Raw genomic sequence first — 26,548 nt, forward strand, 5'->3', positions numbered from 1 at the left:
AACCACCATGCGCCACACCAAGCCCGCACGCCGTACGCTCACGGCTCTGCTCGCCACGACGCTGCTCGCCGGGGGCGTGCTGTTCGGGCAGACGGTGACCGCCGAGCCGGCCGCCGCAAAGCCCATCACCTGCAACGTCAAGGCGCTGCGGGCGGAGGCCCACAAGGAGCGCGACCGGGCCGCCCGGCTCAAGAGGGACGGCGCCCCGGCGGAGGCCCGCAAGGCCCTCGCCCACGCCGACGCCCTGGAGCGCCGCGCCCGGCAGTGTGCCGACGCGGACAGCAACAGCAAGCCGCCGATCTGGAAGTAGCACGCGACGCGGGGCGGTCGCCCTCCGGAAGGAGGCGACCGCCCCGCGTCCGTTCCGGGCCCTGGGCAGCCGCCGGTCGGTGTCCTGCCGAGCCGCCGCCCGGGCCGTGCCCGAGCCGTCGTTCCGAGCCCCGAGCGGGCAGCCGTTCCGGCACCCGAGCCGGCAGTCCCGCCTCAGCCCGTCGCCAGCTCCGCCGCCCGCTCCGCGCAGCCCCAGGCCACGGTCACCCCCGCGCCGCCGTGCCCGTAGTTGTGGACGAGCCGGCCGCCGCCCGGCAGCGGCACCGCCTCGATCCGCACCCCGCCCGCCCGCGCGGGCCGCAGCCCCACCCGATGGCCCAGGATCCGGGCCCCCGCTATCTCCGGCCGCACCCGCGCGCACCGCGCCACGATCGCCGCCGCCGTCGCCGGGTCCGGCGCGAGCCGCTCGTCGTCCTCCTCCGCCGTCCCGCCGAGCACCAGCCGGTCCTCGTGCGGGAAGTAGTACGTGGTCTCGCCCGCCGACTCGTCCGCCGCCGTGAACCACTCCTCGATCCCCGGGTTCTCCACCAGGACCAACTGCCCCCGCACCGGGCGCAGTCCGGGATCCGGTACGAGCTCCCGCGCCGCGAGCCCCGTGCAGTCGACGACCACCGGCGCCTCCGCCGCCGCCTCCTCGAGACCGGCGACCTCGCGCCGCTCGAAGGTCCCGCCCAGGGCCTCGAACCGGCCCCGCAGGAAGGACAGGTGGACCGGCATGTCGATCAGCGGCAGCCGCGCGGCGAGCCCCGTCCCGTACGGCCCAGGCACCTCATCCGGCGCCAACTGCCGCAGCCCCTCGACCTCTTCGGCCCAAGGGCCGAGCCCGTCGAGGACCGTGCCCGCGTGGACCCCGGACACCCGACGGACCCCGCTCCGCTCCGGATCGACGGCCATCTGCTCGTACACCCGCAGGGAGGCCAACGCCCAGGAACCGACCTCGGCCGCCGGTTCGATCCGGTACGGCCACCACAGGGCGCCCGCCACCGCCGAGGTCGTCCCGAGGAGGTCGTCGCGGGACCAGATCCGCACCCGACGCCCGCGCTCCGCCAGCCGCGTCGCCGTCGCCAGGCCGACGACCCCGCCCCCCACCACGATCACGTCGTTCTTCATGCCCGGGACCGTACCGGGACCATGACATTTCCGGGACGGCGCGGCCACGGAAGGCCGGAATACTCGAGTCATGCCGGTCCCGTACACGTCCTTCGACCTCGTCCCCGCCGCCCTGTCCGACGGTGACCACCTCCCTCACGACTTCCTCGTCGACGGCAGGCCGCTGCTCCACCGGCTCGACGAGACCGACGGCTTCGACACCGTCTCGCCCCTCGCGGCGGACCTCCCGCCCGCCGTCCGCGCCGAGCACGCCCACCGCCTGCTCCTGGCCGACGGCAGCCGCCAGGTGATCCACTCCTGCCCCGACTGCGAGGACCCCGGCTGCGGCGCGGTCACCGCCGTCGTCGCCCGCGAGGGCGCGGACGTCGTCTGGCGCGACTTCGCCTGGCAGACCGGCACCGCCGCCGAGCCCGTGCGCGAGCCCTACCCCGGCGTCGGCCCGTACCGCTTCCACGGCCCGACCTACCGGTCCGTGCTGCTCGGGCTCCTCGAATCCTCGGCGTGTCGCCGCGTCGCCTAGGATTCGTTCCCTGATGACTGCCACCCTCGTCGCCAAGGACCTCGCCGCCGGCCACGGCGAACGCACCCTCTTCGCCGGGCTCGACCTCGTCGTCGCCCCCGGTGACGTGATCGGCCTCGTCGGCGTCAACGGCGCCGGCAAGTCGACCCTGCTGCGGCTGCTCGCCGGGCTCGACACCCCGGAGGAGGGCGAGCTGCGGCTCTCCCCGCCCACCGCCGCCGTCGGCCACCTTCCGCAGGAGCCCGAGCGGCGCGCCGGGGAGACCGTGCGGGAGTTCCTCGCCCGCCGCACCGGCGTCGCCGCCGCCCAGACCGCCATGGACGAGGCCACCCAGGGCCTCGTCGACGGCACGCCCGGCGCGGACGACGCGTACGCCGTCACCCTGGAGCGCTGGCTGAACCTCGGCGGCGCCGACCTCGACGAGCGCGCCGAGGAGGTCGCCGACTCCCTCGGCCTCACCGTCGGCCTCGACCAGCCGATGACCGCCCTCTCCGGCGGCCAGGCCGCCCGCGCCGGCCTCGCCTCGCTGCTCCTCTCCCGCTACGACGTCTTCCTGCTCGACGAGCCCACCAACGACCTCGACCTCGAAGGCCTGGAGCGCCTGGAGTCCTTCGTGAAGGGGCTGCGCGCCGGGACGGTCGTCGTCAGCCACGACCGCGAGTTCCTCACCCGTACCGTCACCAAGGTCCTCGAACTCGACCTCGCCCAGCAGCAGATCACCCTGTACGGCGGCGGCTACGAGGCGTACCTGGAGGAGCGGGACACCGCCCGGCGCCACGCGCGCGAGGAGTACGAGGAGTACGCGGACAAGAAGGCCGCCCTCGAAGGGCGCGCCCTCATGCAGCGCAACTGGATGGACAAGGGCGTCCGCAACGCCCGCCGCAAGGCCTCCGACAACGACAAGATCGGCCGGAAGCTGCGCGGCGAGTCCAGCGAGAAGCAGGCCGCGAAGGCCCGGCAGACCCAGCGCATGATCGAGCGCCTCGACGTGGTCGAGGAGCCCCGCAAGGAGTGGGAGCTGCGCATGGAGATCGCCGCCGCGCCCCGCTCCGGCTCCGTGGTCGCGACCCTGCGCGAGGCCGAGGTCCGCCGCGGCGACTTCGCCTTCGGCCCCGTCACCCTCCAGATCGACTGGGCCGACCGGGTCGCCGTCACCGGGGCGAACGGCGCCGGGAAGTCGACCCTGCTCGCCGCCCTCCTCGGCCGTCTCCCGCTGGACTCCGGCGACGCGGTCCTCGGCTCGGGCGTCGTCGTCGGCGAGGTCGACCAGGCCCGGAAGCTGTTCCACGGCACGGAGACCCTCCTGGAGGCGTTCTGCGCGGCCGTGCCCGACACCGAGCCCGCCGAGGTCAGGACGCTGCTCGCCAAGTTCGGCCTCAAGGCCGTCCACGTGCTGCGGCCCGCCACCACGCTCTCCCCGGGCGAGCGGACGCGCGCCGCGCTCGCCCTGCTCCAGGGCCGGGGGGTGAACCTGCTCGTCCTCGACGAGCCGACCAACCACCTGGACCTGCCGGCCATCGAGCAGCTGGAGTCCGCCCTCGACTCGTACACCGGCACGCTGCTGCTCGTCACCCACGACCGGCGCATGCTCGACGCGGTCCGCACCACCCGCCGCATCGAGGTGGCCGACGGCAAGGTGACCGAGCTGTGATCAGGGGCGCGTCCCCACGCGGTCGGCGATGACGGTCTCCTTCGGCTGGGGGCCCGTGGAGGCGCGGGCCCTCGCCCCGGCGGCCGCCTGCGTGGTCGTCGTCGACGTGCTGTCCTTCACCACCTCCGTGGGCGTCGCAGTCGAGGGCGGCGCCGCCGTGTACCCGTACCGCTGGCGGGACGCCACGGCCGCGGCGTACGCGCGGGAGAAGGACGCCGTGCTCGCCGTCGGCCGCCGCGAGGCCACCGGGGCGCACCCGTGGACGCTCTCCCCGGCCGCCCTGCGCGCCGCCCCGATGCCGTCGCGGCTGGTCCTGCCGTCCCCGAACGGCTCCACGATCGCGGCGGAGGCCGCCGCAAGCGGCGCGGTGGTCGTCGCGGCCTCGCTGCGCAACCACTCGGCCGTCGCCCGCTGGCTCGCCGACCGAGGCCACGGCACGGCCGGCCGGCCGCTGGCCGTCATCGCCTCGGGCGAGCGCTGGCCCGACGGCTCGCTGCGCCCCGCCCTCGAAGACCTGCTGGGCGCGGGAGCCGTGCTCTCCGCGCTCGCGGGCCCGCACACCCGCATGACCCCGGAGGCGACCGCGGCGGCCACGCTGTGGGACGCGACCGAGGACCCGGTCGCCGCCTTGCACGGCTGCGACTCGGGCCGTGAACTGTACGAGTACGGCTTTCCGCAGGACGTGGCCGTGGCCGCCGAGACCGACAGCTCGACGACCGTCCCCGTTCTCGTGGACGGCGCATTCCAGGAGGCACCATGACCGACCTACTGACCCGGCTGACCGAGATGCTGGACGATCTGGACGCGGACGTCGACGCCACGATCGACCTCGCCGACGAGATCGCGGCCTCGGGCGACGCCGGCCTCCTGCCGCGCCTCCAGGCGGAGCTGGACCGCGCCCTCGCCGAGCGGAACGCCTACGCCCGGGAACTCCTCGGCGGAGTCGTCGCCGCCATCGGCGGCACCGACACCCTCCCGGCCCTGGTCCGCGCCTCCGCCGTCGACCTCGGCGACGACCAGGACGGGCTGGCCGCCGAGATCGTCGACCTGGTGCAGGCGGACCCGAAGTCGGCCCGCCGCCTCCTCCAGCCGATGACGGAGGACGACGACCTGTCCGTCGCCAACCGCGCCGACTGGGCGCTGCGCTTCCTCCCGTAACGGGGACGCGTGCGACGAGGCCACGGCCCGGTGGGCCGTGGCCTCGTCGTTCATGCGGACGCGGGGGTCGGGGTCTACCAGTAGGTGCTGCAGTTGACCTGGCCCGTGCCGGAGTCCTTCAGGCACACGCGGTAGTAGTAGCTGCTGCCGCCGAGCATGTTGGACCAGTCGGAGCCCGGGTCCGGGATCTTGACGGAGAGGCTGCGGACGAGCGGGCCGTCCCAGCCGTTGTGCTTCTCGATGTAGCCGTAGTGGTCCCACCAGTTGTCGGGGCCGTACGGGTCGTTGACGCGGACCCAGGCGGCCTGACACGCGGCCGACCAGCGCAGCTCGGCCTTGCTGATGCCGTCGGAGACGGACGCCTTGGTGACGGCGTCGCCGTCGCAGGCCTGCGAGACGGGGCCGAGGTTGTCGCAGCCGGCGCCCGAGCAGCCGGCGGCGTACGAGGTGCCGGCGAGCGGGACGAGGGCCATGGTCATGGCGGCGGCGGAGACGCCTGCCATCTTCGCGAGGGCGCGCTTCAAGGGTGGTTGTCCTTCCGGATTCGGAAACCGTGACGGCCTCCGGAGGAGACCGGGGATGATCATGGTCGCCTGTCCTGAGCGCGTCAACGGTTCACATCAAGCCACCTGGCTGGATCTCTTCCGGATGCGCGTCGTCCCCGCACCCCCCGATCGGGGTGTACGGGGACGACTCGGGCGATCCCATCAGAAAGGACTCTGACCTGCGCTTTCTTATCGAGGGCGCCCTTCTGTGCATCGTGCGGGAGAGCGCCCCCGCGCCTCCTATCGGCGCTTGCCGCCGCCCTCGCCGAGCAGGCCGGCCTTGCGGAGGGCGTCCGCCATCGCGCTGTTCGCGGGCGCCGGCGCCGACGAACGGTCCCGGCCGCCGCGCTCCCCGCGCTCATTCCGCTTACCGTCCTCGGAGCGGCGGCCACCGCCGCCCTGACGCTGCTGCGGAGGTCGGCCGGAACGCTCGCCGCGGTCACCCCGCTCGCCCCGGTCCCGCCGGGGAGCGCCGCCCTGGCCCTCCGCGCCCGGCTCGTCGTCGAGCCGCAGCGTCAGCGAGATCCGCTTGCGCGGGATGTCCACGTCCAGGACCTTCACCTTGACCACGTCACCCGGCTTCACCACGTCGCGCGGGTCCTTGACGAAGGTCTTCGACATCGCCGACACGTGCACCAGACCGTCCTGGTGCACACCGACGTCCACGAACGCGCCGAACGCGGCCACGTTGGTGACGACGCCCTCCAGGACCATCCCGGACGCCAGGTCGCCGATCTTCTCGACGCCCTCCTTGAAGGTGGCCGTGCGGAACGCCGGACGCGGGTCGCGGCCCGGCTTCTCCAGCTCGCGCAGGATGTCCGTCACCGTCGGCAGACCGAAGGTCTCGTCGACGAAGTCGTCCGCGCGCAGCGAGCGCAGCGTGCCCGTGTCGCCGATCAGCGCCGCGACCTCGCCGCCCGTCGCCTTCACCATCCGGCGCACCACCGGGTACGCCTCCGGGTGCACCGACGAGGAGTCCAGCGGGTCGTCGCCGCCCCGGATGCGCAGGAAGCCCGCGCACTGCTCGTACGCCTTCGGGCCGAGCCGCGCCACGTCCTTGAGCGCCTTGCGGGAGCGGAAGGGGCCGTTGGCGTCCCGGTGCGCCACGATGTTCTCGGCGAGGCCGCCGCTGATGCCCGAGACCCGCGAGAGCAGCGGAGCCGAAGCGGTGTTGACGTCGACGCCGACACCGTTCACACAGTCCTCGACCACCGCGTCGAGGGAGCGCGAGAGCTTCACCTCGGCCAGGTCGTGCTGGTACTGGCCGACGCCGATGGACTTCGGGTCGATCTTCACCAGCTCGGCGAGCGGATCCTGGAGCCGCCGGGCGATGGAGACCGCGCCGCGCAACGACACGTCCAGGTCCGGGAGTTCCTGCGAGGCGAAGGCGGAGGCCGAGTAGACCGAGGCGCCCGCCTCCGAGACCATCACCTTCGTCAGCTTCAACTCGGGGTGCTTGGCGAGGAGTTCGGCCGCCAGCTTGTCGGTCTCGCGGGAGGCCGTGCCGTTGCCGATCGCGACCAGCTCGACCGCGTGCTCCTTCGCGAGCCGCGCCAGCTTCTCCAGCGCCTGGTCCCACTTGTTGGCGGGCACGTGCGGGTAGATCGTGTCGGTGGCGACGACCTTGCCGGTCGCGTCGACGACGGCGACCTTCACGCCCGTGCGGAAACCGGGGTCGAGCCCGAGCGTCGCCCGGGTGCCGGCCGGCGCGGCGAGCAGCAGGTCCCGCAGGTTCGCCGCGAAGACCCGTACGGCCTCGTCCTCGGCGGCCGTCCGCAGCCGCAGCCGCAGGTCGATCCCCAGGTGCACCAGGATGCGGGTCCGCCAGGCCCAGCGGACCGTGTCCTGGAGCCACTTGTCGCCGGGACGGCCCCGGTCGGCGACGCCGAAGCGGCCCGCGACGATCCCCTCGTACGAGGAAGGACCCTCCGTCGGCTCCTCCGGCTCGAGCTCCAGGCTGAGGGCGTCCTCCTTCTCGCCGCGCAGCATCGCGAGCACGCGGTGCGAGGGCAGCGCCGTGAACGGCTCGGCGAAGTCGAAGTAGTCGGCGAACTTCGCTCCCGCCTCCTCCTGGCCGTCGCGGACCTTCGCCACCAGGCGTCCGCGGCCCCACATGCGCTCGCGCAGCTCGCCGATGAGGTCGGCGTCCTCGGAGAACTTCTCGGCGAGGATCGCCCGCGCGCCCTCCAGGGCGGCGGCGGCGTCCGCGACGCCCTTGTCGCCGTCCACGAAGGCCGCGGCGGCCGCCGCCGGCTCGACGGACGGGTCGGCGAGCAGCCCCTCGGCCAGCGGTTCGAGACCGGCCTCGCGGGCGATCTGGGCCTTCGTCCGCCGCTTCGGCTTGAAGGGCAGGTAGATGTCCTCCAGGCGCGCCTTGGTGTCGGCGGCCCGGATGCTCGCCTCCAGCGCCTCCGTCAGCTTGCCCTGCTCGCGGACCGAGTCGAGGATCGCCGACCGGCGGTCCTCCAACTCGCGCAGATAGCGCAGCCGCTCCTCCAGGGTGCGCAGTTGCGCGTCGTCGAGCATCTCGGTCGCTTCCTTGCGGTAGCGCGCGATGAACGGCACGGTCGAACCGCCGTCGAGGAGCTCGACGGCTGCCTTCACCTGTCGCTCGCGTACGCCGAGCTCCTCGGCGATCCTTGCTTCGATGGACGTCGTCACGGTGTCCCGACTCGCCTTCTCGTGCCTCAAGCTTGCGAGTGCATTCTGCCGGGTCGGTCACCCGTATGCGGCAACCGACCCGTCCCGCGCGCGTCCCCGGCGCCCGTCTCTCGGATCGGGCCCTCGGCCCGCCGGGTCAGCCCTTGCCGATCAGGTCCGCCGGGAAGGCGCCCGCGCCGGCCGCCGTGACCAGGAAGCCGCGCGCGAGCTCGGTGAGGCGCTCGACCCCGGCCGCGCCGAGGTGCTCGTACGGGGCGGAGTCCAGCCGGTCGGTGTGCTCCTCGAGCTCGGCGCGCAGGGCCGTGCCCGACTCCGTCAGCTCGCCCTCGGCGTCGATCAGCCCGCGCTCGCGCAGCCGCTCCCGAGCCGCCTCCCAGTCCTCGCGCCGCCAGCCGCGCGTGCCCAGGACCCAGCGGGGGGCCATGCCCTTGCCGGTGGCGGTGTGCGAGGCGAGGGCCTCGACGGGGTCGAGCCCGGCGGCGAGCAGGGCCGAGAGGTGGCCGTCGCCGCGGTGCTCGCGGAGCAGGGTGGCGGCGAACCAGTAGGCGAGGTGGGGCTGCTCGGGCACCGGCAGGTCGGCGTGGGCCGAGTACAGCGGCCGGGCGTGCCGGGTGCAGGCCTCGGTGGCGCGCAGGGCGAGCTCCGCCGCCTCGGCCATCTCCGGGGACGCGACCGCGTCCTCGCCGAGCAGCCGGCGCAGGGTCGCGTCGACGGTCCGGAGGCGTGCGTCCAGGACCTCGGCGGGGGAGGCGGTCTCCCAGACGGCCGGGAGGTGCCGGGCGAGGAACTCGTGGTTGTAGTTGTAGAAGGTCGCGGCGACCGTGCCCGCGCCCACCGCGCCGAGCGCGGCGCTGCGCGCGGCGAGCCGCATCGCGCTCCGGTCGGTGAAGCCGAGCGCGGTGAACTCGCGGTCCAGGTCCGGCGAGAAGTACAGGGTGGAGTGGACCGGGTTGAGGGCGTTGTGGCAGTGGCGTCCGGCACGCGGGGGAAGGGCAGTCGTCATGACACCGAACATTACCGACTGGTCGGTACGACGGGAACGACTGGAGCGCATGGCAGGAAAGGTGGGTTCCCCGTCGTTGCGGACGCGACCGGGCCCGCCAAGGATGGAGGCATGCCGCAGCGCCCCGTCCTCGTCGTCCTCTTCGACGACGTCCAGAGCCTCGACGTCACCGGCCCCGTCGAGGTGTTCTTCGGTGCCGGACGCGCCGCCGGGGACCCGTCCGCGTACCCGATCCGCACCGCCTCCCTGGACGGCGGACCGGTCCGTACGCACAGCGGACTGCGCCTGCTCCCCGACACCTCCCTCGACGCAGCCGTCGCCGACGGGCCCCCGCACACCCTCGTCGTCCCCGGCGGCGAGGGCACCCGCGCACCCGACCCGGCCCTGATCGACTGGCTGCGCGTCCACGCCCCGACGGCCGGGCGCCTCGTCTCCGTCTGCACGGGCGCCCTGCTCCTCGCCGAGGCCGGGCTCCTCGACGGACACCGCGTGACGACCCACTGGATCGCCTGCGACCACCTCGCCCGCCGCCACCCCGACGTCGACGTCGACCCGGATCCGATCTTCGTACGGGACGGGCGGCTGTCCACCTCCGCCGGCGTCACCGCCGGCATCGACCTGGCCCTCGCCCTGGTCGAGGAGGACCTCGGCCGGGACATCGCCCTCACCGTCGCCCGCCACCTGGTCGTCTTCCTGCGCCGCCCCGGCAACCAGGCCCAGTTCAGCGCCCAGCTGTCCGCCCAGACCGCCCGTCGGGAGCCGCTGCGGGACCTCCAGCACTGGATCAGCGAGCACCCCGGGGAGGACCTCTCCGTCGACGCGCTCGCCGCCCGCGCCCGGCTCTCGCCCCGGCACTTCGCCCGCGCCTTCCACGCCGAGACCGGCACCCCGCCCGGCCGGTACGTCGACCGGGTCCGCCTCGAACACGCCCGCCGCCTCCTGGAGGAGACCTCGCGCGGCGTCGAGGAGGTCGCCCGCGCCTCCGGCTACGGCACGCCCGAGGCCATGCGCCGCGCCTTCCTGAAAACCCTGGGGACCGGCCCCGCGGAGTACCGCCGCCGCTTCCACTCGCCCCTCACCTGAGAGGAACCACCGATGCAGATCGCCGTCCTGCTCTACGACCGCTTCACGACCCTCGACGCCGTCGGTCCGTACGAGCTCCTCGCCCGGATGCCCGGTGCCGAGACCGTCTTCGTGGCCAAGGAGGCCGGGCCGGTCCGCAACGACCAGGGCAGCCTCGCGCTCGTCGCCGACCGGAGCCTCGCCGAGGTCCCGCGCCCGGACGTCGTCCTGGTCCCCGGCGGCCCCGACGCCCGGGTCGCCATGGACGACCCGGAGATCCTCGACTGGCTCCGTACCGCCGACGCCACCAGCACCTGGACCACCTCCGTCTGCACCGGCTCGCTCATCCTCGCCTCGGCGGGCCTGCTGAAGGACCGCCGGGCGACCACCCACTGGCTCGCCTTCGACGAACTGCGGGCGCTCGGCGTCGAACCCACCGGCGAGCGGGTCGTCTTCGACGGCAAGTACGTCACGGCCGCCGGCGTCTCCTCCGGCATCGACATGGCGCTGCACCTGCTCGGCCGGATCGCCGGGGACGAGACCGCCCAGACGATCCAGCTCCTCACCGAGTACGACCCGCAGCCGCCCTACGACGCGGGCTCCCCGGAGAAGGCCCCGGCGGCGATCGTCGCGCACTGGCGCGGCGGGAAGGTGCCGGTCAGGGAGGGCTGAGACTCAGAGCCCGTACGTGAAGCGGGGCGCGCGGCGCTCCAGGAAGGCGGCGACCCCCTCGGCGGTGTCGCCGCTGCCGCGTGCCTGCTCCGCCCAGTGCCCGTCCCGGTCCAGGCGCCCGTCGGCGAACTCCTTGGCCGCCGCCTGGGTGAGCAGCGAGCGGGAGGCGAGCAGCCGGGCGAACTCGGCCACCCGCTTCTCCAGCGCGCCCACCGGGTGCAGCTCGTCCACGAACCCGGTCCGCAGCGCCCGCTCCGCGTCCATCAACTCGCCCGAGAACAGCAGGTACTTGGCGGTCGAGGGCCCGACGAGGGCGGTGAGCCTGCGGGTCGAGGAGGAGGCGTAGACGATGCCGAGCTTCGAGGGCGTGATGCCGAAGCGGGCACCCTCCTCGGCGAAGCGCAGGTCACAGGCGGCGGCGAGCTGGCTGCCGCCGCCGACGCAGAAGCCCCGCACGGCGGCGACCGTCGGCTTGGGGAAGGCCGCGAGCGCCTCCTCGGCCCGTACCGCGAGCGTCTGCTGCTCGTCCCCGGGCTCCCGCAGCGCCGAGATGTCCGCGCCGGCGCAGAAGGTGTCGCCCTCGCCGGTGAGGACGAGGACCCGCACGGCCGGGTCGGCGGCGAGCGGCTCCAGGACACCGGGCAGGGCGCGCCACATTCCGACGCTCATGGCGTTGCGCTTGGCGGGGTTGGCGATGACGACGGTGGCGATCCCGTCCGTGACGCTGACCTTCAGCTGCGGCTCCATGGGCCGGATGCTATCCGCCGTACCCGAACGTACGATCAGGAAGGGGTCGCTCCGAGGAGGCGGCACATGGCCGAAGACGTCGGCGGGACCCCGGCCGACGCCGACCCGGACCCCGTCCGGGAGATGGCGCGCCGGGGGAAGGAGCTGCGCCGCAGTTTCAGCTGGCTGGCCGCGCTCGGCAGCGTGCTCGTGATCGGCGGGATCGTCGGCCTGATCTACACGGCCGCCGCGACGCTGACCTCGATGCTCCTCTTCGGCTGGCTGCTGCTCGTCGGCGGGGTCGTGGGGCTGCTGCAGGCCGTCCAGTCGCGCGGCACCAGCTACTTCTGGCTCGCCGCGGTGGTGGCCGCCCTGAACATCGCGGCCGGTGTCGTGGTCATCCGCCACCCGGAGGGCTCCGCGGAGGCGCTGACGATGTTCGCCGCCCTGCTGTTCCTCACGGGCGGGCTGTTCCGGCTGGTCGGCAGTGTGGTGGTGCGGGGGCCGCAGTTCGGCTGGACGCTGCTCCAGGGAGTCTTCGGGCTGCTCCTCGGGATCCTGGTCCTGTTCGACTGGCCGCACAGCAGCCTGTACGTCCTGGGCGTCTTCTTCTCGCTCGCCCTGCTCTTCGACGGGCTCGGTCTGATCGCGATCGGGGTGGGCGGCAGGAGGATCGTCCGTATGGTGACCCCGGCGGTGCCGGTCACGGGCCCGGCTCCGGAGTCCTCAGAAACCGCACAAGACCAGTCGAACAACTGACGTTGGCATACTCAGCCGATCAGAATGTGGCCGATAGGTGTCGACTTCTGGTCAGTAGGCCGGTCGGCCTGCGCGCATTGCCAAGACTCGATCCGTGGCGAGAATCGAGCACGAGGGTGGGAACGGGACCGTGGGGACCCACGGAGGCGTCCCCGCCCGGCAACCGTCCTACGAAGGAGTCTGGCGCTTCACCGCTGCGGCGGTCGACGTCTCCGTCCCGCAGGCCCGGCACGCCGTGCGTGACCTGCTGGTCCGCCAGGGCGTACCCGTCCATGAGGAGATCATGGACGGCCTGCTGCTGATCGTCTCCGAGCTGGTGACCAACGCCGTACGGCACGCGGCGCTGCTCTCCCCGGAGATAGCGGTGGAGGTCGCGATCGGCCCCGAGTGGGTCAGGGTGTCCGTCGAGGACAACCACCCCTACCGCCCCAAGGCCCTGGAGGCGGACTGGGGGCAGACCGGCGGCCGGGGGCTCCTCCTGGTCCGCGAGATCGCCCAGGAGGCCGGCGGCGCCTGCGACGTCGAGCACACCGCGAGCGGCGGGAAGATCATCTGGGCGGCGCTGCCCCTGGGGCCCCTCTGACGGCTCCCGCCGGTCCGGCGCGAAACGTCGGACGGGCCCGGCCCCGATGGCACCGGGGCCGGGAGGCGTCGCCTCGGGAGCCGGCGGTCACCAGCCCCCGGACGGGCCCGTCAGCTCCCTGATCGCCGGACGCGCCGCGTCCAGGACCGTCATGAACCAGGCGGAGAAGGGCAGGGCGGCGTGCCGCTCGGCCAGCTCCTCGGGGGTGACGAAGCCGGTGGACTCGATCTCCTCCGGGTCCGGCCGCGGCGCGGCCTGCACCAGGCCGACGAAGAGGTGGTTGTACTCCTGCTCCACCAGGCCCGAGGCCGGGTCCGGGTGGTTGTAGCGCACGGTGCCGGCCTCCGCGAGCAGCGACGGCGAGACGCCGAGCTCCTCGAAGGTGCGCCGGGCCGCCGCGGCGAACGGCGCCTCGCCCGGGTAGGGGTGGCCGCAGCAGGTGTTCGACCAGACGCCGGGGGAGTGGTACTTGCCGAGCGCCCGCCGCTGGAGCAGCAGCCGACCCGACTCGTCGAAGAGGAAGACGGAGAAGGCGCGGTGCAGCTGACCCGGCGCCCGGTGCGCGGCGAGCTTCTCCGCGGTGCCGATGGTCCTCCCCTCCTCGTCGACCAGTTCGAGCATGATCGGCGCCGGGACTCCGGACGGCTGGACGCCGTTCGACGCGGTCTCCGGCGAGACCTGAGCCGCGGGGGCTGGTGTGATCGGCATACCCATCCTTCGCATCGGTCCTCGGCCCGGTGGGGCCACCACAGTCTGCCGTACAAAACCGGCTTGTCCGTACTTCGGCGGCCGGACGTGGCCGCTCCCACCGCACCGGAGTACACCCGGTGCGGTGGGAGCGCCGCCGCCCCGCGGGGCGCCTACACCCCGAAAGCCGCCGGATAGGCGATCGTGCCCGAGGGGACCGGCTGCGAACCGTCCAGGACGAGCGCCATCATCACCTCGTCCGGAACCTCGAAACCTGGCTTGATTCCATACTCGGACGCCCGTACGAACCCGAACCGCGGGTAGTACCCCGGATGGCCGAGCACGAGCACGAGCCGCTCGCCGCGCAGCCGGGCCGCGTCGAGGACCGCCCGGACGACGGCCTGCCCGGCACCGGCGTTCTGGTGCTCCGGAGCGACCGCGACCGGGCCCAGGGCCGCCGCGGGGACCCCGTTCACATGGCAGCGGGAGATCAGCGCGTGCGCGGCGACCGTGCCGTCCGGGGCCTCCGCCACGTACGACAGGCCCGGCAGCCAGGCTCCGGGGTCGGCGCGGAGCGCGTCGACGAGACCGGCCTCCTCCGGCGTCGGGAAGGCCGCCGCGTTGACGGCCCGTACGGCGGCGACGTCCCCGGGGGTCTCCGGCCGGGTGCGCCAGCGCGGATCGACGGGTCGCAGGACGAAGCCCGCGTACCCGTAGTCGGAGCCGTGCTCGCGCCGCAGCGCGATCTCGGCGCGCGCCCCCGCCACCGCCTCGGCCATGCCGGGCACGGAGGTGTCCGCCGCGTCGGCGTGCGCGGCCAGCGGGACGTAGTACTCGTCCCAGTCGCTCTCGGGCTGCGGGACGGTCCCCAGGACGTGGTAGCCGGCCCCGGCGGCCGCCGCCGCGTTCCCGGCGACGGTACGGAGGGTGTAGTGGTCCTCCCAGAAGGCGCGGGCCGCCGGGCCCGGCTCCTCGGCGGTCCAGACGCACTCGGTGAGCACCAGGGTGCCCCCGGGTGCGAGGAGCCTGCGCCACTCGGTCAGGGCCCGGTCGAAGCCGAGGACGAAGACCGAGCTCTCGGCCCAGACCAGGTCGAAGGAGCCGTCGGGGAACGGCAGCGCGCCCATGTCGGCGTTCAGGGTGCGGACCGCCCCGTCGAGCCCGCGGGCCGCGGCGGTCTCCCGCAGCTCCGCGAGGAACGGCTCGTGGGTGTCGACGGCGGTCACCTCGGCACCCGCCTCGGCGGCGAGCAGCAGCGCGGAGCGGCCGGGGCCGCAGCCCAGGTCGAGCACGCGCGGACGCCCGGGAAGGCGGCCCGCGAGCGCGAGGAGCCGACGGGTGGTGGTGTCGGAGCCCGGACCCTGGCGCGGAAGGCCGTGGTGCAGGGCGAAGAAGGAGTCGTGCAGAGCGTTGTCGGACAACGTGGAAACCCTTGGGTGAAAGGGCCCCGGCCGACGACGTGACGTACCGGTGGGAAGACCGGGATCAGGTCAGCCGGAGACCCGGAGGCTGAGGGACGACCGGGCGCTGCCGCACGGGGCAGCCTCCATCGCGACGGTCATCAACCTCAGCTCCTCTCCACACGCGTTCGTACGACGAGACTAACAGCCGGGGCCGCTCAGAGGCAGAGCTTCGCCTCGTGCTCCGCGTGCCCGACCGGCTCCAGCTGGAAGGTGCAGTGCTCCACGTCGAAGTGCGAGCCCAGGCAGCCCTGGAGGTCGTGCAGCATCTTCTCGTGCCCGACGGAGTCCAGCGCGTCCTGGTCGACGACCACGTGCGCGGAGAGCACCGGCATGCCCGAGGTGATCGTCCAGGCGTGCAGGTCGTGGACGCCCTCGACGCCCGGCAGGGCCAGGATGTGCGCCCGCACCTCCGCCATGTCGACGCCCTTCGGGGCCGCCTCCAGGAGCACGTCCAGGGTCTCGCGCAGCAGCTTGAGCGTGCGCGGCACGATCATCAGGCCGATCACGATCGAGGCGATCGGGTCGGCGTACTGCCAGCCCGTCGCCAGGATGATCCCGGACGCGACGATCACGGTGACCGAACCGAGGGCGTCCGCGAGCACCTCCAGATACGCCCCGCGGACGTTGAGGCTCTCCTTCTGGCCCCGCATGAGCAGCGACAGCGAGATCACGTTGGCCACCAGGCCGATCACCGCGAACGCGATCGCCAGCCCGCCCCTGGTCTCGGCCGGCTCGATGAACCGCTGGATCGCCTCGTACAGCACGTAACCGCCGACGACGAGCAGCAGCAGGCAGTTGGCGAGCGCCGCCAGGATCTCGGCCCGGGCGTACCCGAAGGTGCGGTTCCCCGAGGGCGGCCGGTTCGCGAAGTGGATCGCGAGGAGCGCCATCGCGAGGCCGACCGCGTCGGTCGCCATGTGCGCCGCGTCCGCGATCAGCGCGAGCGAGTCGGCGACGATTCCGCCGATGATCTCGATCACCATCACGGAGAGCGTGATGCCGAGCGCGATCCGCAGCCGGCTCCGGTAGGCGGCAGCCGCCGTACCCGTCGGCGGCGGGCCGCCGTGGCTGTGCCCGTGGTCGTGTCCAGCCCCCATGACAAGGCCTCCCGGTCGTGTCTCTCGTGTGCCCCGATTCGCAAGTGAACTACGGGTGGGGGGTATGTGCAACACGGTACTGAACACCGTTGTCATATGCTCTGACCTGCGACGACGTCGGAACCGAGGGGCAGTGCGGGTGGCCTCCCGGAACGGGGTTCGCCGGGCGGGCGGCCGCTCGCCCGTGATGATCTCCACGGAACGCGGCGCACCCGGACGGACACGGACGGTCCCGGGGGAGTACTGCCGACGAAGCCTCGGTGAAATCGCACTCCGTTCATCCGATAGCCTCAGCCGACGTGTCGCCGCCCGGTGCCGGGCCACACCGCCGCGCCCGGGGCCGCCATGGCCCCGCCGGCCCCTCCGTCAGCTTCAAGGAGTGAGTTCGTCTGTCGACCGCCATCCTCACCGGCCCGCCGGCACCCGGATCCTCACTCGACGGTGATCTGCGGTCGCTCGGCTTCGACGTCCGGATCGCCTCCGGCGCCGAGGAGGCCGGCACCCTGCTGGCCGCCGTTCCGGCGGGCGAGCGCGTCGCGCTCGTCGACCCCCGGTTCGTCGGTCACGTGCACGCCCTGCGCCTCACCCTGACCGACCCCCGCTTCCCCGCCGCCGCCGCCCCCGGCGCGCTCACCGCGCAGCCCGAGGCCCGCCCGGCGCTCGCCCGCGCCCTGGGAGCGGTCTCCGCGACCGCCGGCACCGGCGCGCGCACCGGCACCGACGCGGGCGCCCGCACCGACGCCGACGTCCTCACCGACACGCTCGCCGAGACGCTCGACGCCGACGGCGTCGCCGTGCACCGGCCCCAGCTCGGCACCCTCGTCGCCACCGTGCCCACCGACGCGGAGGCCCGCCACGAGGCCCGCGCCGCCGTGGACGCCGTCGACGACGAGGCCGTACGGCTGCGCTCCGCCGTGAAGGCGCACGACGGCTTCTTCACCACCTTCTTCATCAGCCCGTACTCGCGCTACATCGCCCGCTGGTGCGCGCGCCGCGGACTCACCCCCAACCAGGTCACCACCGCCTCGCTGCTCACCGCGCTGATCGCGGCCGGCTGCGCGGCCACCGGTGCGCGCGGCGGCTACATCGCCGCCGGCGTCCTCCTGCTCGTCTCCTTCGTCCTCGACTGCACGGACGGGCAGCTCGCCCGCTACGCGCTGAAGTACTCGACGATGGGCGCCTGGCTCGACGCGACCTTCGACCGGGCCAAGGAGTACGCCTTCTACGCGGGCCTCGCGCTCGGCGCCGCCCGCAACGGCGACGACGTCTGGGCCCTCGCCCTCGGCGCGATGGTCCTCATGACCTGCCGGCACGTCGTGGACTTCTCGTTCAACGAGGCCAACCACGACGCCACCGCGAACACGAGCCCCACCGCGGCCCTCTCCGACCGGCTCGACAACCTCGGCTGGACCGTCTGGGCCCGCCGCATGATCATCCTGCCGATCGGCGAGCGCTGGGCGATGATCGCCGTCCTCACCGCCGCCACCAGCCCCCGGATCGTCTTCTGGGCCCTGATCATCGGCTGCGCCTTCGGCGCCTGCTACACCACGGCCGGCCGCGTCCTGCGCTCCCTGACCCGCAAGGCGAAGCGGACCGACCGGGCCGCGCAGGCCCTGGCGGACCTCGCGGACAGCGGTCCGATCGCCTCGGCCGTCGCGAAGGCGGCCCGCCGCCTCCCGGCGCCCGCCCCGGTCGCCGCCCTCCTCGCCGCCGTGCTGATGGTCGCGGGCGCGCTGGTCCTGCCCTTCGGCGACGCCCGCCTCGTCGCCGTCGCGGCCGGGTACGCGATCCTCTCCGGCGTCGCCGTCGCCCGCCCCCTCAAGGGCGCCCTCGACTGGCTCGTCCCCCCGCTCTTCCGCGCCGCCGAGTACACCACCGTCCTCGTGCTCGCCGCCCGCTCCGACGTCCCGCAGGCGCTTCCCGCCGCATTCGGGCTGGTCGCGGCCGTCGCCTACCATCACTACGACACGGTGTACCGCATTCGCGGAGGCACCGGCGCGCCGCCCGCCTGGCTGGTGCGCGTCACCGGCGGCCACGAGGGGCGCACGCTCCTGGTGACCGTCCTCGCCGCCCTGCTGGCGGACCGCGGCGACGACTTCACCCTGGCACTGACCGCGCTCGCGGTCGCCGTCGGGCTGGTGGTGCTCGTGGAGTCCATCCGCTTCTGGGTCTCCTCCGGAGCACCCGCCGTTCACGACGAAGGAGAAACAGCATGATCGGCCTCGTACTGGCAGCCGGTGCCGGACGGCGTCTGCGCCCCTACACCGACACCCTCCCGAAGGCCCTCGTGCCCGTCGACGGTGACACCACCATCCTCGACCTCACGCTGAAGAACTTCGCCGAGATCGGCCTCACCGAGGTCGCGATCGTCGTCGGCTACCGCAAGGAGGCCGTCTACGACCGCAAGGACGCCCTGGAGGCCAAGTACGGCCTCCAGATCACCCTCGTCGACAACGACAAGGCCGAGGAGTGGAACAACGCCTACTCCCTGTGGTGCGCCCGTGAGGTCCTCAAACGCGGCGTGATCCTCGCCAACGGCGACACCGTCCACCCGGTCTCCGTCGAGAAGACGCTGCTCGCCGCCCGCGGCGAGGGCCGGAAGATCATCCTCGCCCTCGACACGGTGAAGAACCTCGCCGACGAGGAGATGAAGGTCATCACCGCCGAGGGCAAGGGCGTCCAGCGCATCACCAAGCTCATGGACCCGGCCACCGCCACCGGCGAGTACATCGGCGTCACCCTCATCGAGGCCGAGGCCGCCGAGGAGCTCGCCGACGCCCTCAAGGCCACCTTCGAGCGCGACCCCGACCTGTACTACGAGGACGGCTACCAGGAGCTGGTCAACCGCGGCTTCACCGTCGACGTCGAGCCCATCGGCGACGTCAAGTGGGTCGAGATCGACAACCACGACGACCTCGCGAAGGGCCGTGAGATCGCGTGCCAGTACTGACCCGGCTGATCCCTTCGCCGGTCGTCGTCGACATCCGCAGGGGAGCGCTGGACGACCTGTCCGCGCTCCTCGCGGACCAGCGGATCTCCAGCAACGGCAAGATCGCCGTCGCCATCAGCGGCGGCTCGGGCCTCAAGCTGCGTGACCACTTCGCCCCCGAGCTGCCGGGTGCCGACTGGTACCCGGTCTCGGGCGGCACGATCGACGAGGCCGTCAAGCTCGCCGACGCCATGCGCGGCAAGCGGTACGACGCCGTGGTCGCCCTCGGCGGCGGCAAGATCATCGACGTGACCAAGTACGCGGCGGCCCGGGTCGGGCTGCCGCTGGTGGCCATCGCCACCAACCTGTCGCACGACGGGATCTGCTCGCCGATCTCCACCCTGGACAACGACAACGGGCGCGGCTCCTACGGTGTGCCCACCCCGATCGCGCTGGTCATCGACCTCGACGTGATCCGGGACGCCCCCGTGCGGTACGTCCGCTCCGGCATCGGCGACGCGATCTCCAACCTCTCCGCCATCGCGGACTGGGAGCTCTCGCACCGCGAGACCGGCGAGCCCGTCGACGGCCTGGCCGCCGCCATGGCCCGCAGCGCCGGCGAGGCCGTGCTCCGCCACCCCGGCGGCGTGGGCGACGACGACTTCCTCGTCACGCTCTCCGAAGGCCTGGTGATGTCCGGCATCGCCATGTCGATCAGCGGCGACAGCCGCCCCTCCTCGGGCGCCTGCCACGAGATCAGCCACGCCTTCGACCTGCTCTTCCCGGCCCGCGCCGCCAGCCACGGCGAGCAGTGCGGTCTCGGCGCGGCCTTCGCCATGCACCTGCGGGGCGACCGCGACGCGTCCGCGCTCATGGTCGACACCCTGCGCCGGCACGGGCTGCCCGTCCTGCCGGAGGAGATGGGCTTCACCGTGGACGAGTTCGTCCAGGCGGTGTCCTTCGCCCCGCAGACCCGGCCGGGCCGCTTCACCATCCTCGAACACCTCGACCTGTCCGACGACGAGATCAGGGACGCGTACGCCGACTATGCCAAATCCATCGGTAGCTGAGCTCCGTCCCGCGCGGAAGCCGACCGTCGCCGAGCTCCGCCCGGTCGTCCACCCCCCGGGTGTGAAGGACCGGCGGAGCGGCGAGCACTGGGGCGGCCGCCTCTACATGCGGGAGATCTCGCTCAGGATCACCCGTCAGCTCGTCGGCACCAAGGTCACGCCGAACCAGCTCACGTACGTCATGACGCTCGCGGGCGTCCTCGCCGCACCGGCCCTGCTGGTGCCCGGGATCCCGGGGGCGCTGCTCGGCGCGCTCATGGTCCAGCTCTACCTGCTGCTCGACTGCGTCGACGGCGAGGTGGCCCGCTGGAAGAAGCAGTACTCGCTGGCCGGTGTCTACCTGGACCGGGTCGGCGCCTACCTGTGCGACGCGGCGGTGCTCGTCGGCTTCGGCCTGCGCGCCGCCGACCTGTGGGGCTCGGGCCGGATCGACTGGCTGTGGGCCTTCCTGGGCACGCTCGCCGCCCTCGGCGCCATCCTGATCAAGGCCGAGACCGACCTCGTCGGCGTCGCCCGCCACCAGGGCGGTCTGCCTCCGGTCAAGGAGGCGGCCTCCGAGCCGCGCTCCTCCGGGATGGCGCTGGCCCGCCGGGCCGCCGGCGCGCTCAAGTTCCACCGGCTGGTCCTCGGCATCGAGGCCTCGCTGCTCATCGTGGTCCTGGCGATCGCGGACCAGGTCAGGGGAGACCTCTTCTTCTCCCGGCTCGGTGTCGCCGTCCTCGCCGGCATCGCGCTGCTCCAGACCGTGCTGCACCTCGTGTCGATCATGGTCTCCAGCAGGCTGAAGTGAGGCCGGCCGTGAGCACGCCGCTCAGGGTGGGTGCCGTCGTCATCACGATGGGCACCCGCCCCGACGACCTGCGCGCGCTCATCGACTCGATCGCCGCGCAGGAGGGCGACCCGGTCGAGGTCGTCGTCGTCGGTCAGGGCACCCCGGTCACCGGGGTGCCCGACGGGGTCCGCACCGTCGAGCTGCCCGAGAACCTGGGCATCCCCGGCGGCCGGAACGTCGGCATCGAGGCCTTCGGCCCCGGCGGCACCGACGTCGACGTCCTCCTCTTCCTCGACGACGACGGGCTGCTCGCCCACACGGACACCGCCGAGCTTGTCCGGCAGGCCTTCACCGCCGATCCGCGCCTCGGCATCATCAGCTTCCGGATCGCCGATCCGGAGACCGGGGTCACCCAGCGCCGGCACGTGCCGCGGCTGCGCTCGGCCGACCCGATGCGCTCCTCGCGGGTGACCACCTTCCTCGGCGGCGCCAACGCCGTCCGCACCAAGGTCTTCGCCGAAGTCGGCGGCCTGCCGGACGAGTTCTTCTACGCGCACGAGGAGACCGACCTCGCCTGGCGCGCGCTCGACGCCGGCTGGATGATCGACTACCGTTCCGACATGGTGCTGTTGCACCCCACGACAGCCCCTTCCCGGCACGCCTCGTACCACTTCAACGTGGCCCGCAACCGAGTGTGGCTGGCACGTCGCAATCTGCCCGCGCCCCTGGTGCCGGTCTATCTCGGCGTCTGGCTCCTGCTCACCCTGGCCCGGCGGCCCTCGCTCTCCGCGCTGAAGGCGTGGCTCGGCGGCTTCCGCGCGGGCTGGACGACCCCCTGCGGACCGCGCCGCCCCATGAGGTGGCGTACGGTGTGGCGGCTGACCCGGCTGGGTCGCCCCCCGGTCGTCTGACATCGTGGTACTCCACGTGCCGCGCATCTTGAACACGAAAGTTTCGACTGTGAGTGACACACACCTGGGCGGGGCGGTCGCGACGAGCGCGCCTCCGCCCGCGGTCCACGAGGGCCTGGACCCGGCCGCCCTCGCCGCGAAGCACGGCCTCGCCGTCAGCGGCGCCCGGCCCGGCCTGTTCGAGTACGTCCGCGATCTGTGGAGCCGTCGCCACTTCATCCTGGCCTTCTCCTCCGCGAAGCTGGCCTCCCAGTACAGCCAGGCGAAGCTGGGCCAGGTGTGGCAGGTGGCGACCCCCCTGCTGAACGCCCTGGTCTACTACCTGATCTTCGGCCTCATCCTGGGCGCCGGACGCGGGATGTCCGAGAACGTCTACATCCCGTTCCTCGTCACGGGCATCTTCGTGTTCACCTTCACCCAGAACTCGGTCATGGCCGGTGTGCGGGCGATCTCGGGCAACCTGGGCCTCGTCCGGGCCCTGCACTTCCCGCGCGCCACCCTCCCGATCTCCTTCTCGCTCCAGCAGCTCCAGCAGCTGCTGTACTCGATGATCGTGCTCGTGGCGGTCGCGCTCTTCTTCGGCAGCTACCCCTCCCTCCGGTGGCTGCTCCTGATCCCCGCGCTGCTCCTGCAGTTCGTGTTCAACACGGGCCTCTCGATGATCGTGGCCAGGATGGGCGCCAAGACGCCCGACCTCGCCCAGCTGATGCCCTTCATCATGCGCACCTGGATGTACGCCTCGGGCGTCATGTTCTCGATCTCCGCGATGCTGGCCGACAAGCCCGCGTGGATCGCCAAGGTCCTCATGTACAACCCGGCGGCCGTCTACATGGACCTCATCCGCTACTCCCTCATCGAGGGTTACGGCGCGGGGAACCTGCCGCCGCACGTCTGGATCACCGCCCTCGGCTGGGCGCTGGTCTTCGGCATCGGCGGTTTCGTCTACTTCTGGAAGGCCGAGGAGGTGTACGGCCGTGGCTGACACGAACCAGGGCAACATCCCCACCGTCATCTGCGACGACGTCCACATCGTCTACCGGGTCCACACCGGAGGCGGAGGCAAGGGCAGCGCCACCGCGGCGCTCAGCCGGATCGTCGGCCGCGGCAAGGCCGAGGTCACCCGGGGCGTCCGCAAGGTCCACGCCGTCCGCGGCGTCACCTTCACCGCGTACAAGGGCGAGGCCATCGGCCTCATCGGCACCAACGGCTCCGGCAAGTCCACGCTGCTGCGCGCCATCGCCGGTCTGCTCCCCACCGAGAGCGGCAAGGTCTACACCGACGGGCAGCCCTCGCTCCTGGGCGTCAACGCCGCCCTCATGAACGACCTCACCGGCGAGCGCAACGTGATCCTCGGCGGCCTCGCCATGGGCATGAGCCGCGAGGAGGTGCGCTCCCGCTACGAGGACATCGTCGACTTCTCCGGGATCAACGAGAAGGGCGACTTCATCAGCCTTCCCATGCGGACGTACTCCTCCGGCATGGGCGCCCGGCTCCGGTTCGCCATCGCGGCGGCCAAGAACCACGACGTCCTCCTCATCGACGAGGCGCTCGCGACCGGTGACCGCAAGTTCCAGATCCGCTCCGAGGAGCGCATCCGCGAGCTCCGCAAGGAGGCCGGCACGGTCTTCCTGGTGAGCCACAGCAACAAGTCCATCCGGGACACCTGCGACCGGGTGCTCTGGCTGGAGAAGGGGCAGCTCCTGATGGACGGCCCCACGGACGAGGTGCTCAAGGCCTACGAGCGCGAGACCGCGCGCTGACGCCCCCTCCAAGAACCCCTGCCGGAAATCCGGTAGGGGTTCTTCCGTTTTCCGCGCGTCGCGCCCCCCACCCGTAATGTTCATGCGGTTAACTTCGGGCAGGATGAGCCCATGGCGGCGACCTCGGCGGGAAAGACCTACCACCACGGCGACCTGCGCAACGCGCTGATCTGCGCGGCCGTAGACCTCGCCACCGCCGGCGGCCCCGAGCGGGTCGTCCTGCGCGAGGCGGCCCGCCGGGTCGGCGTCTCGCCCACCGCCGCCTACCGGCACTTCGAGGGGCGCGGCGAACTCCTCCGCACCGTCCGGAACCACGCCCGGCGGGAGCTCGCCGCCTCCATGGAGCGGGCGGCCGCCCGCGAGCCCGGCGCCGACGACCCCGTCCTCGCGGCCGAGCGCCGGGTCGCCGCCCTCTGCCGCGGATACGTCGGCTTCGCCGTGGAGCAGCCCGGCCTCTACCGGGCCGCGTTCTGCGCGGCCCACCCCGCCGCCGCGGGCGAACCCGAGCCCGGCCGCGCGACCGCCGAGCCCGAGATCCGCGCGTTCACCCTGCTCAGGGAGGCGCTCGAAGCGCTCGCCCGGCTCGGCGCCGGACGCCCCGGCGCCCGACCCGCCACCGGTGCCGCCGCGTGGTCGGCCGTGCACGGACTGTCACTCCTCCTGGCCGACGGGCCCCTTCGCCGGCTCTCGGCGCACGGCAGGAGCGTCGTCGTCGACGCGACCCTCGCCATGGTGGTCTCCGGAACGACCACCGTCTGAGCCCGAACTCCCTTGCGGTACCGGCGGGTTGGTGCCACGTACGAGGGGGTGGAGCGACGCCCGCCACCCCGGAATGGCGAAGGTCGTCGTACAACGTAAGCTGGACCGGTCTGTTTCGCGGCAAGTAGGGCGATACCCCGCGGCCATCGGGCCCCGCAGGTGGCGGCCCTACGGGCAGGGGTCGGCGGCGTGTCCGAAATAGGATGGATTGGATCGGCAGTGTAGAACGGGAGTCGTGACGGCCATGACGCAGAATCTCCAGCTCCACGAGGGTGTCGCCGTCCCTCCGTCAGGAAGCGCCCAGTGACGGAGACCCGGCAGGCGCGCACCGACGCCGCCTCGCGCGCCACACTCGGCAAGGCCGCGGACGAGAACTTCCCCGTGGCCCCCTTCTTCCTGCCCCGCGCCTGGCGCGACGACCTCATGGCCGTCTACGGCTTCGCCCGGCTCGTCGACGACATCGGCGACGGCGACCTCGCCCCCGGCGGCGCCGACGCCCGCCACCTCGGCGTCGGCCCCGAGGCCGAGGACGACCGGGTCGCGCTCCTCGACGCCCTGGAGGCCGACCTCCACCGGGTCTTCGACGCCACCCCGCAGCACCCGCTGCTGCGCGCCCTCCAGCCGACCGTCCGGCGCCGCGGGCTCACCCCCGGGCCCTTCGTCGGCCTGATCGCGGCCAACCGGCAGGACCAGCTGGTCCGCCGCTACGAGACGTACGACGACCTCCTCGCGTACTGCGAGCTCTCCGCCAACACCGTCGGCCGGCTCGTCCTCGCGATCAGCGGCACCGACACCCCCGAGCGGATCCGGCGCTCCGACGAGATCTGCACCGCCCTCCAGATCGTCGAACACCTCCAGGACGTCGCCGAGGACCTCGCCCGCGACCGGATCTACCTGCCCGCCGAGGACCTCAAGCGCTTCCACGTCACCGAGCGCGACCTCGCCGCGCCCACCGCCGGAGCCTCCGTCCGGGCCCTGATCGCCTTCGAGGCCGAGCGGGCCCGCGAGCTCCTCCACGCGGGCGCCCCCCTCGTCGCCAGCGTCCACGGACGGTTCCGCGTCCTCCTCGCCGGCTTCACCGCCGGGGGACTCGCGGCGCTCGACGCGATCGCCGACGCCCGGTACGACGTGCTGTCCGGCCCACCGAAGGCCACCAAGCCGAGCCTGATGCGCCAGGCGGGAGCGGTTCTGCTCCGGGCGCGGAGAGAGGGGTGAGCACGACCGTGGAGGCACAGCACCAGCCGTCCGCACCGGTCCAGGCCGCCTACAGCTACTGCGAGGCGGTCACCGGACAGCAGGCCCGCAACTTCGCCTACGGCATCCGGCTGCTCCCGGCCGAGAAGCGGCAGGCGATGTCCGCGCTGTACGCCTTCTCGCGACGCGTCGACGACATCGGCGACGGCACGCTCGCGCCCGAGGAGAAGCGCCACCGGCTCGAAGCCACCCGCGACGTCCTCGACCGCATCCGCAAGGGCCTCGTCGAGGAGGACGACACCGACCCCGTCGCCGTCGCCCTCGCCGACTCCGCCCGCCGCTTCCCGATCCCGCTCGACGGCCTCGACGAGCTCATCGACGGCGTCCTCATGGACGTGCGCGGCGCGACCTACGAGACCTGGGACGACCTCAAGGTCTACTGCCGCTGCGTCGCCGGCGCGATCGGCCGGCTCTCCCTCGGCGTCTTCGGCACCCAGCCCGGCGCCCAGGGCGCCGACCGCGCGCCCGAGTACGCCGACACCCTGGGCCTCGCGCTCCAACTCACCAACATCCTCAGGGACGTGCGCGAGGACGCCGGGAACGGGCGCACCTACCTGCCCGCCGACGACCTCGCCAAGTTCGGCTGCGGAGACGGCTTCCGCAGCGGGACGCCCGCCCCCGGCGCCGACTTCGCCGGGCTCGTCCACTTCGAAGTGCGGCGCGCCCGCGCCCTGTTCGCCGAGGGCTACCGGCTCCTGCCCATGCTCGACCGGCGCAGCGGCGCCTGCGTCGCCGCGATGGCCGGCATCTACCGGCGCCTCCTCGACCGGATCGAGCGCGACCCCGAGGCCGTCCTGCGCGGCCGCGTCTCGCTCCCGGGCCGCGAGAAGGCGTACGTCGCGGTGCGCGGGCTCTCCGGCCTCGACACCCGCCACATCGCCCGGCGCACCGTCAGGAGGCGCGCCTGATGGGCCCGTCCTCCCGGCGGGCAACCCCGGACGCCGCTCCGGCGTCCCTGCCCGAGGCACCCCCGAACCCGACCGCGACGACCCGAACGGAGGCGGCGTGAACCACGAAGGAACCGAGCGGGACACCCCGCCGGGCACACCGGCCACCGGGACCGGGC

The 26,548-nt window shown here is 73.2% G+C and carries 28 protein-coding genes; 19 read left to right on the plus strand and 9 right to left on the minus strand.

All coding sequences use genetic code 11. The annotated features are described in order from the left end of the window. The first annotated feature begins 7 nt into the window (after positions 1-7). On the plus strand, positions 8-310 hold the full coding sequence (locus GGE06_RS27515; RefSeq protein WP_116157942.1) for a hypothetical protein: 303 nt from the start codon (positions 8-10) through the stop codon (positions 308-310). Between the two features lie 173 nt (positions 311-483). Here GGE06_RS27515 and GGE06_RS27520 read toward each other — a convergent pair whose 3' ends face one another. Beyond that, on the minus strand, positions 484-1,440 hold the full coding sequence (locus tag GGE06_RS27520) for an FAD-dependent oxidoreductase (RefSeq protein ID WP_184932057.1): 957 nt from the start codon (positions 1,438-1,440) through the stop codon (positions 484-486). Positions 1,441-1,510: 70 nt separating this feature from the next. Between GGE06_RS27520 and GGE06_RS27525 the strand changes: the two genes are divergently transcribed. The 4 genes from GGE06_RS27525 to GGE06_RS27540 are packed head-to-tail and all read left to right on the plus strand — an operon-like array spanning position 1,511 to position 4,769. Continuing rightward, positions 1,511-1,960 (plus strand): hypothetical protein, encoded by a 450-nt coding sequence (locus GGE06_RS27525; RefSeq protein ID WP_184932058.1) that lies wholly within the window; start codon positions 1,511-1,513, stop codon positions 1,958-1,960. A 13-nt stretch (positions 1,961-1,973) separates the two neighbouring features. Then, positions 1,974-3,611 carry an ABC-F family ATP-binding cassette domain-containing protein gene (locus GGE06_RS27530; protein WP_116157939.1) on the plus strand — a complete coding sequence of 546 codons (1,638 nt, stop codon included), beginning with the start codon at positions 1,974-1,976 and terminating at the stop codon, positions 3,609-3,611. A gap of 28 nt (positions 3,612-3,639) precedes the next feature. Further along, complete coding sequence (locus GGE06_RS27535) at positions 3,640-4,371, plus strand: 2-phosphosulfolactate phosphatase (RefSeq protein WP_184932059.1); 732 nt, start codon at positions 3,640-3,642, stop codon at positions 4,369-4,371. After that, positions 4,368-4,769, plus strand: coding sequence for a hypothetical protein (locus tag GGE06_RS27540; RefSeq protein WP_116157937.1), 402 nt, complete (start codon positions 4,368-4,370; stop codon positions 4,767-4,769). The genes GGE06_RS27535 and GGE06_RS27540 overlap by 4 nt, the downstream gene beginning before the upstream one ends. A 74-nt stretch (positions 4,770-4,843) precedes the next feature. Here GGE06_RS27540 and GGE06_RS27545 read toward each other — a convergent pair whose 3' ends face one another. The 3 genes from GGE06_RS27545 to GGE06_RS27555 form a co-directional block, all read right to left on the minus strand. Then, positions 4,844-5,293 carry a DUF2690 domain-containing protein gene (locus GGE06_RS27545; RefSeq protein WP_181924447.1) on the minus strand — a complete coding sequence of 150 codons (450 nt, stop codon included), beginning with the start codon at positions 5,291-5,293 and terminating at the stop codon, positions 4,844-4,846. 261 nt (positions 5,294-5,554) lie between these two features. Further along, positions 5,555-7,975: a Tex family protein gene (locus GGE06_RS27550; protein WP_116157935.1), complete on the minus strand. Its 2,421-nt coding sequence runs from the start codon at positions 7,973-7,975 to the stop codon at positions 5,555-5,557. A gap of 136 nt (positions 7,976-8,111) precedes the next feature. Beyond that, positions 8,112-8,978 (minus strand): SCO6745 family protein, encoded by an 867-nt coding sequence (locus tag GGE06_RS27555; protein WP_116165221.1) that lies wholly within the window; start codon positions 8,976-8,978, stop codon positions 8,112-8,114. Positions 8,979-9,089: 111 nt separating this feature from the next. Here GGE06_RS27555 and GGE06_RS27560 point away from each other — a divergent pair, with 111 nt between their 5' ends. Continuing rightward, positions 9,090-10,061 carry a GlxA family transcriptional regulator gene (locus GGE06_RS27560; protein WP_184932060.1) on the plus strand — a complete coding sequence of 324 codons (972 nt, stop codon included), beginning with the start codon at positions 9,090-9,092 and terminating at the stop codon, positions 10,059-10,061. Between the two features lie 12 nt (positions 10,062-10,073). Next, positions 10,074-10,712 carry a DJ-1/PfpI family protein gene (locus tag GGE06_RS27565; RefSeq protein WP_184932061.1) on the plus strand — a complete coding sequence of 213 codons (639 nt, stop codon included), beginning with the start codon at positions 10,074-10,076 and terminating at the stop codon, positions 10,710-10,712. A gap of 3 nt (positions 10,713-10,715) precedes the next feature. Here GGE06_RS27565 and GGE06_RS27570 read toward each other — a convergent pair whose 3' ends face one another. After that, complete coding sequence (locus tag GGE06_RS27570) at positions 10,716-11,459, minus strand: enoyl-CoA hydratase/isomerase family protein (protein ID WP_116157932.1); 744 nt, start codon at positions 11,457-11,459, stop codon at positions 10,716-10,718. A 123-nt stretch (positions 11,460-11,582) separates the two neighbouring features. On the opposite strand from GGE06_RS27570, the gene GGE06_RS27575 reads away from it, so the two are divergent. Together GGE06_RS27575 and GGE06_RS27580 are read left to right on the plus strand one after the other, a co-directional pair. Beyond that, on the plus strand, positions 11,583-12,197 hold the full coding sequence (locus tag GGE06_RS27575; RefSeq protein ID WP_116165220.1) for an HdeD family acid-resistance protein: 615 nt from the start codon (positions 11,583-11,585) through the stop codon (positions 12,195-12,197). A gap of 130 nt (positions 12,198-12,327) precedes the next feature. Then, positions 12,328-12,780 carry an ATP-binding protein gene (locus GGE06_RS27580; protein ID WP_116157931.1) on the plus strand — a complete coding sequence of 151 codons (453 nt, stop codon included), beginning with the start codon at positions 12,328-12,330 and terminating at the stop codon, positions 12,778-12,780. An 87-nt stretch (positions 12,781-12,867) separates the two neighbouring features. Here GGE06_RS27580 and idi read toward each other — a convergent pair whose 3' ends face one another. From idi to GGE06_RS43825, 4 genes are all read right to left on the minus strand, one after another. Beyond that, positions 12,868-13,488, minus strand: coding sequence for an isopentenyl-diphosphate Delta-isomerase (idi, locus tag GGE06_RS27585; protein ID WP_184932062.1), 621 nt, complete (start codon positions 13,486-13,488; stop codon positions 12,868-12,870). 152 nt (positions 13,489-13,640) lie between these two features. Continuing rightward, on the minus strand, positions 13,641-14,888 hold the full coding sequence (locus tag GGE06_RS27590; RefSeq protein WP_116157929.1) for a bifunctional class I SAM-dependent methyltransferase/N-acetyltransferase: 1,248 nt from the start codon (positions 14,886-14,888) through the stop codon (positions 13,641-13,643). 197 nt (positions 14,889-15,085) lie between these two features. After that, on the minus strand, positions 15,086-16,027 hold the full coding sequence (locus GGE06_RS27595) for a cation diffusion facilitator family transporter (RefSeq protein WP_116157928.1): 942 nt from the start codon (positions 16,025-16,027) through the stop codon (positions 15,086-15,088). A 431-nt stretch (positions 16,028-16,458) separates the two neighbouring features. Beyond that, a complete protein-coding gene (locus GGE06_RS43825) occupies positions 16,459-16,593 on the minus strand; it encodes a hypothetical protein (RefSeq protein ID WP_312883323.1) in 135 nt (44 codons plus the stop codon). On the opposite strand from GGE06_RS43825, the gene GGE06_RS27600 reads away from it, so the two are divergent. The 10 genes from GGE06_RS27600 (at position 16,594) to hpnD (ending at position 26,390) form a co-directional block, all read left to right on the plus strand. Then, entirely contained in the window at positions 16,594-18,243 is a 1,650-nt protein-coding gene (locus GGE06_RS27600; RefSeq protein WP_312883324.1) for a DUF5941 domain-containing protein, read from the plus strand. Next, entirely contained in the window at positions 18,240-18,977 is a 738-nt protein-coding gene (locus tag GGE06_RS27605; RefSeq protein WP_116157926.1) for a phosphocholine cytidylyltransferase family protein, read from the plus strand. The genes GGE06_RS27600 and GGE06_RS27605 overlap by 4 nt, the downstream gene beginning before the upstream one ends. Further along, positions 18,965-20,026 (plus strand): iron-containing alcohol dehydrogenase family protein, encoded by a 1,062-nt coding sequence (locus GGE06_RS27610; RefSeq protein WP_116157925.1) that lies wholly within the window; start codon positions 18,965-18,967, stop codon positions 20,024-20,026. The genes GGE06_RS27605 and GGE06_RS27610 overlap by 13 nt, the downstream gene beginning before the upstream one ends. After that, entirely contained in the window at positions 20,004-20,816 is an 813-nt protein-coding gene (locus GGE06_RS27615) for a CDP-alcohol phosphatidyltransferase family protein (RefSeq protein WP_116157924.1), read from the plus strand. The genes GGE06_RS27610 and GGE06_RS27615 overlap by 23 nt, the downstream gene beginning before the upstream one ends. Before the next feature lie 47 nt (positions 20,817-20,863). Continuing rightward, the gene (locus GGE06_RS27620) at positions 20,864-21,709 is read left to right on the plus strand and encodes a glycosyltransferase family 2 protein (protein ID WP_221518610.1); all 846 of its coding nucleotides are present in this window, start codon (positions 20,864-20,866) and stop codon (positions 21,707-21,709) included. A 49-nt stretch (positions 21,710-21,758) separates the two neighbouring features. Beyond that, positions 21,759-22,691, plus strand: a complete 933-nt coding sequence (locus GGE06_RS27625) for an ABC transporter permease (protein ID WP_116157922.1) — start codon at positions 21,759-21,761, stop codon at positions 22,689-22,691. After that, positions 22,684-23,469: an ABC transporter ATP-binding protein gene (locus GGE06_RS27630; RefSeq protein WP_116157921.1), complete on the plus strand. Its 786-nt coding sequence runs from the start codon at positions 22,684-22,686 to the stop codon at positions 23,467-23,469. Before GGE06_RS27625 ends, GGE06_RS27630 begins: the two co-directional genes overlap by 8 nt. Before the next feature lie 111 nt (positions 23,470-23,580). Further along, a complete protein-coding gene (locus GGE06_RS27635) occupies positions 23,581-24,228 on the plus strand; it encodes a TetR/AcrR family transcriptional regulator (protein ID WP_184932063.1) in 648 nt (215 codons plus the stop codon). Positions 24,229-24,531: 303 nt separating this feature from the next. Further along, positions 24,532-25,443, plus strand: coding sequence for a squalene synthase HpnC (hpnC, locus tag GGE06_RS27640; RefSeq protein WP_116157919.1), 912 nt, complete (start codon positions 24,532-24,534; stop codon positions 25,441-25,443). Next, on the plus strand, positions 25,440-26,390 hold the full coding sequence (gene hpnD, locus GGE06_RS27645; protein ID WP_116157918.1) for a presqualene diphosphate synthase HpnD: 951 nt from the start codon (positions 25,440-25,442) through the stop codon (positions 26,388-26,390). Before hpnC ends, hpnD begins: the two co-directional genes overlap by 4 nt. The last annotated feature ends 158 nt before the right edge of the window (positions 26,391-26,548 follow it).

Source organism: Streptomyces nymphaeiformis, from assembly GCF_014203895.1.
Taxonomy (GTDB): Bacteria; Actinomycetota; Actinomycetes; order Streptomycetales; family Streptomycetaceae; genus Streptomyces; species Streptomyces nymphaeiformis.

Excerpts from the sequence above, each read along its gene's own strand:
- GGE06_RS27515 (WP_116157942.1), top strand. The coding sequence starts at position 8 with ATGCGCCACACCAAGCCCGCACGCCGTACGCTCACGGCTCTGCTCGCC.
- GGE06_RS27520 (WP_184932057.1), bottom strand. The coding sequence starts at position 1,440 with ATGAAGAACGACGTGATCGTGGTGGGGGGCGGGGTCGTCGGCCTGGCG.
- GGE06_RS27525 (WP_184932058.1), top strand. The coding sequence starts at position 1,511 with ATGCCGGTCCCGTACACGTCCTTCGACCTCGTCCCCGCCGCCCTGTCC.
- GGE06_RS27530 (WP_116157939.1), top strand. The coding sequence starts at position 1,974 with ATGACTGCCACCCTCGTCGCCAAGGACCTCGCCGCCGGCCACGGCGAA.
- GGE06_RS27535 (WP_184932059.1), top strand. The coding sequence starts at position 3,640 with ATGACGGTCTCCTTCGGCTGGGGGCCCGTGGAGGCGCGGGCCCTCGCC.
- GGE06_RS27540 (WP_116157937.1), top strand. The coding sequence starts at position 4,368 with ATGACCGACCTACTGACCCGGCTGACCGAGATGCTGGACGATCTGGAC.
- GGE06_RS27555 (WP_116165221.1), bottom strand. The coding sequence starts at position 8,978 with ATGACGACTGCCCTTCCCCCGCGTGCCGGACGCCACTGCCACAACGCC.
- GGE06_RS27560 (WP_184932060.1), top strand. The coding sequence starts at position 9,090 with ATGCCGCAGCGCCCCGTCCTCGTCGTCCTCTTCGACGACGTCCAGAGC.
- GGE06_RS27565 (WP_184932061.1), top strand. The coding sequence starts at position 10,074 with ATGCAGATCGCCGTCCTGCTCTACGACCGCTTCACGACCCTCGACGCC.
- GGE06_RS27570 (WP_116157932.1), bottom strand. The coding sequence starts at position 11,459 with ATGGAGCCGCAGCTGAAGGTCAGCGTCACGGACGGGATCGCCACCGTC.
- GGE06_RS27575 (WP_116165220.1), top strand. The coding sequence starts at position 11,583 with ATGGCGCGCCGGGGGAAGGAGCTGCGCCGCAGTTTCAGCTGGCTGGCC.
- idi (WP_184932062.1), bottom strand. The coding sequence starts at position 13,488 with ATGCCGATCACACCAGCCCCCGCGGCTCAGGTCTCGCCGGAGACCGCG.
- GGE06_RS27595 (WP_116157928.1), bottom strand. The coding sequence starts at position 16,027 with ATGGGGGCTGGACACGACCACGGGCACAGCCACGGCGGCCCGCCGCCG.
- GGE06_RS27605 (WP_116157926.1), top strand. The coding sequence starts at position 18,240 with ATGATCGGCCTCGTACTGGCAGCCGGTGCCGGACGGCGTCTGCGCCCC.
- GGE06_RS27615 (WP_116157924.1), top strand. The coding sequence starts at position 20,004 with ATGCCAAATCCATCGGTAGCTGAGCTCCGTCCCGCGCGGAAGCCGACC.
- GGE06_RS27620 (WP_221518610.1), top strand. The coding sequence starts at position 20,864 with ATGGGCACCCGCCCCGACGACCTGCGCGCGCTCATCGACTCGATCGCC.
- GGE06_RS27635 (WP_184932063.1), top strand. The coding sequence starts at position 23,581 with ATGGCGGCGACCTCGGCGGGAAAGACCTACCACCACGGCGACCTGCGC.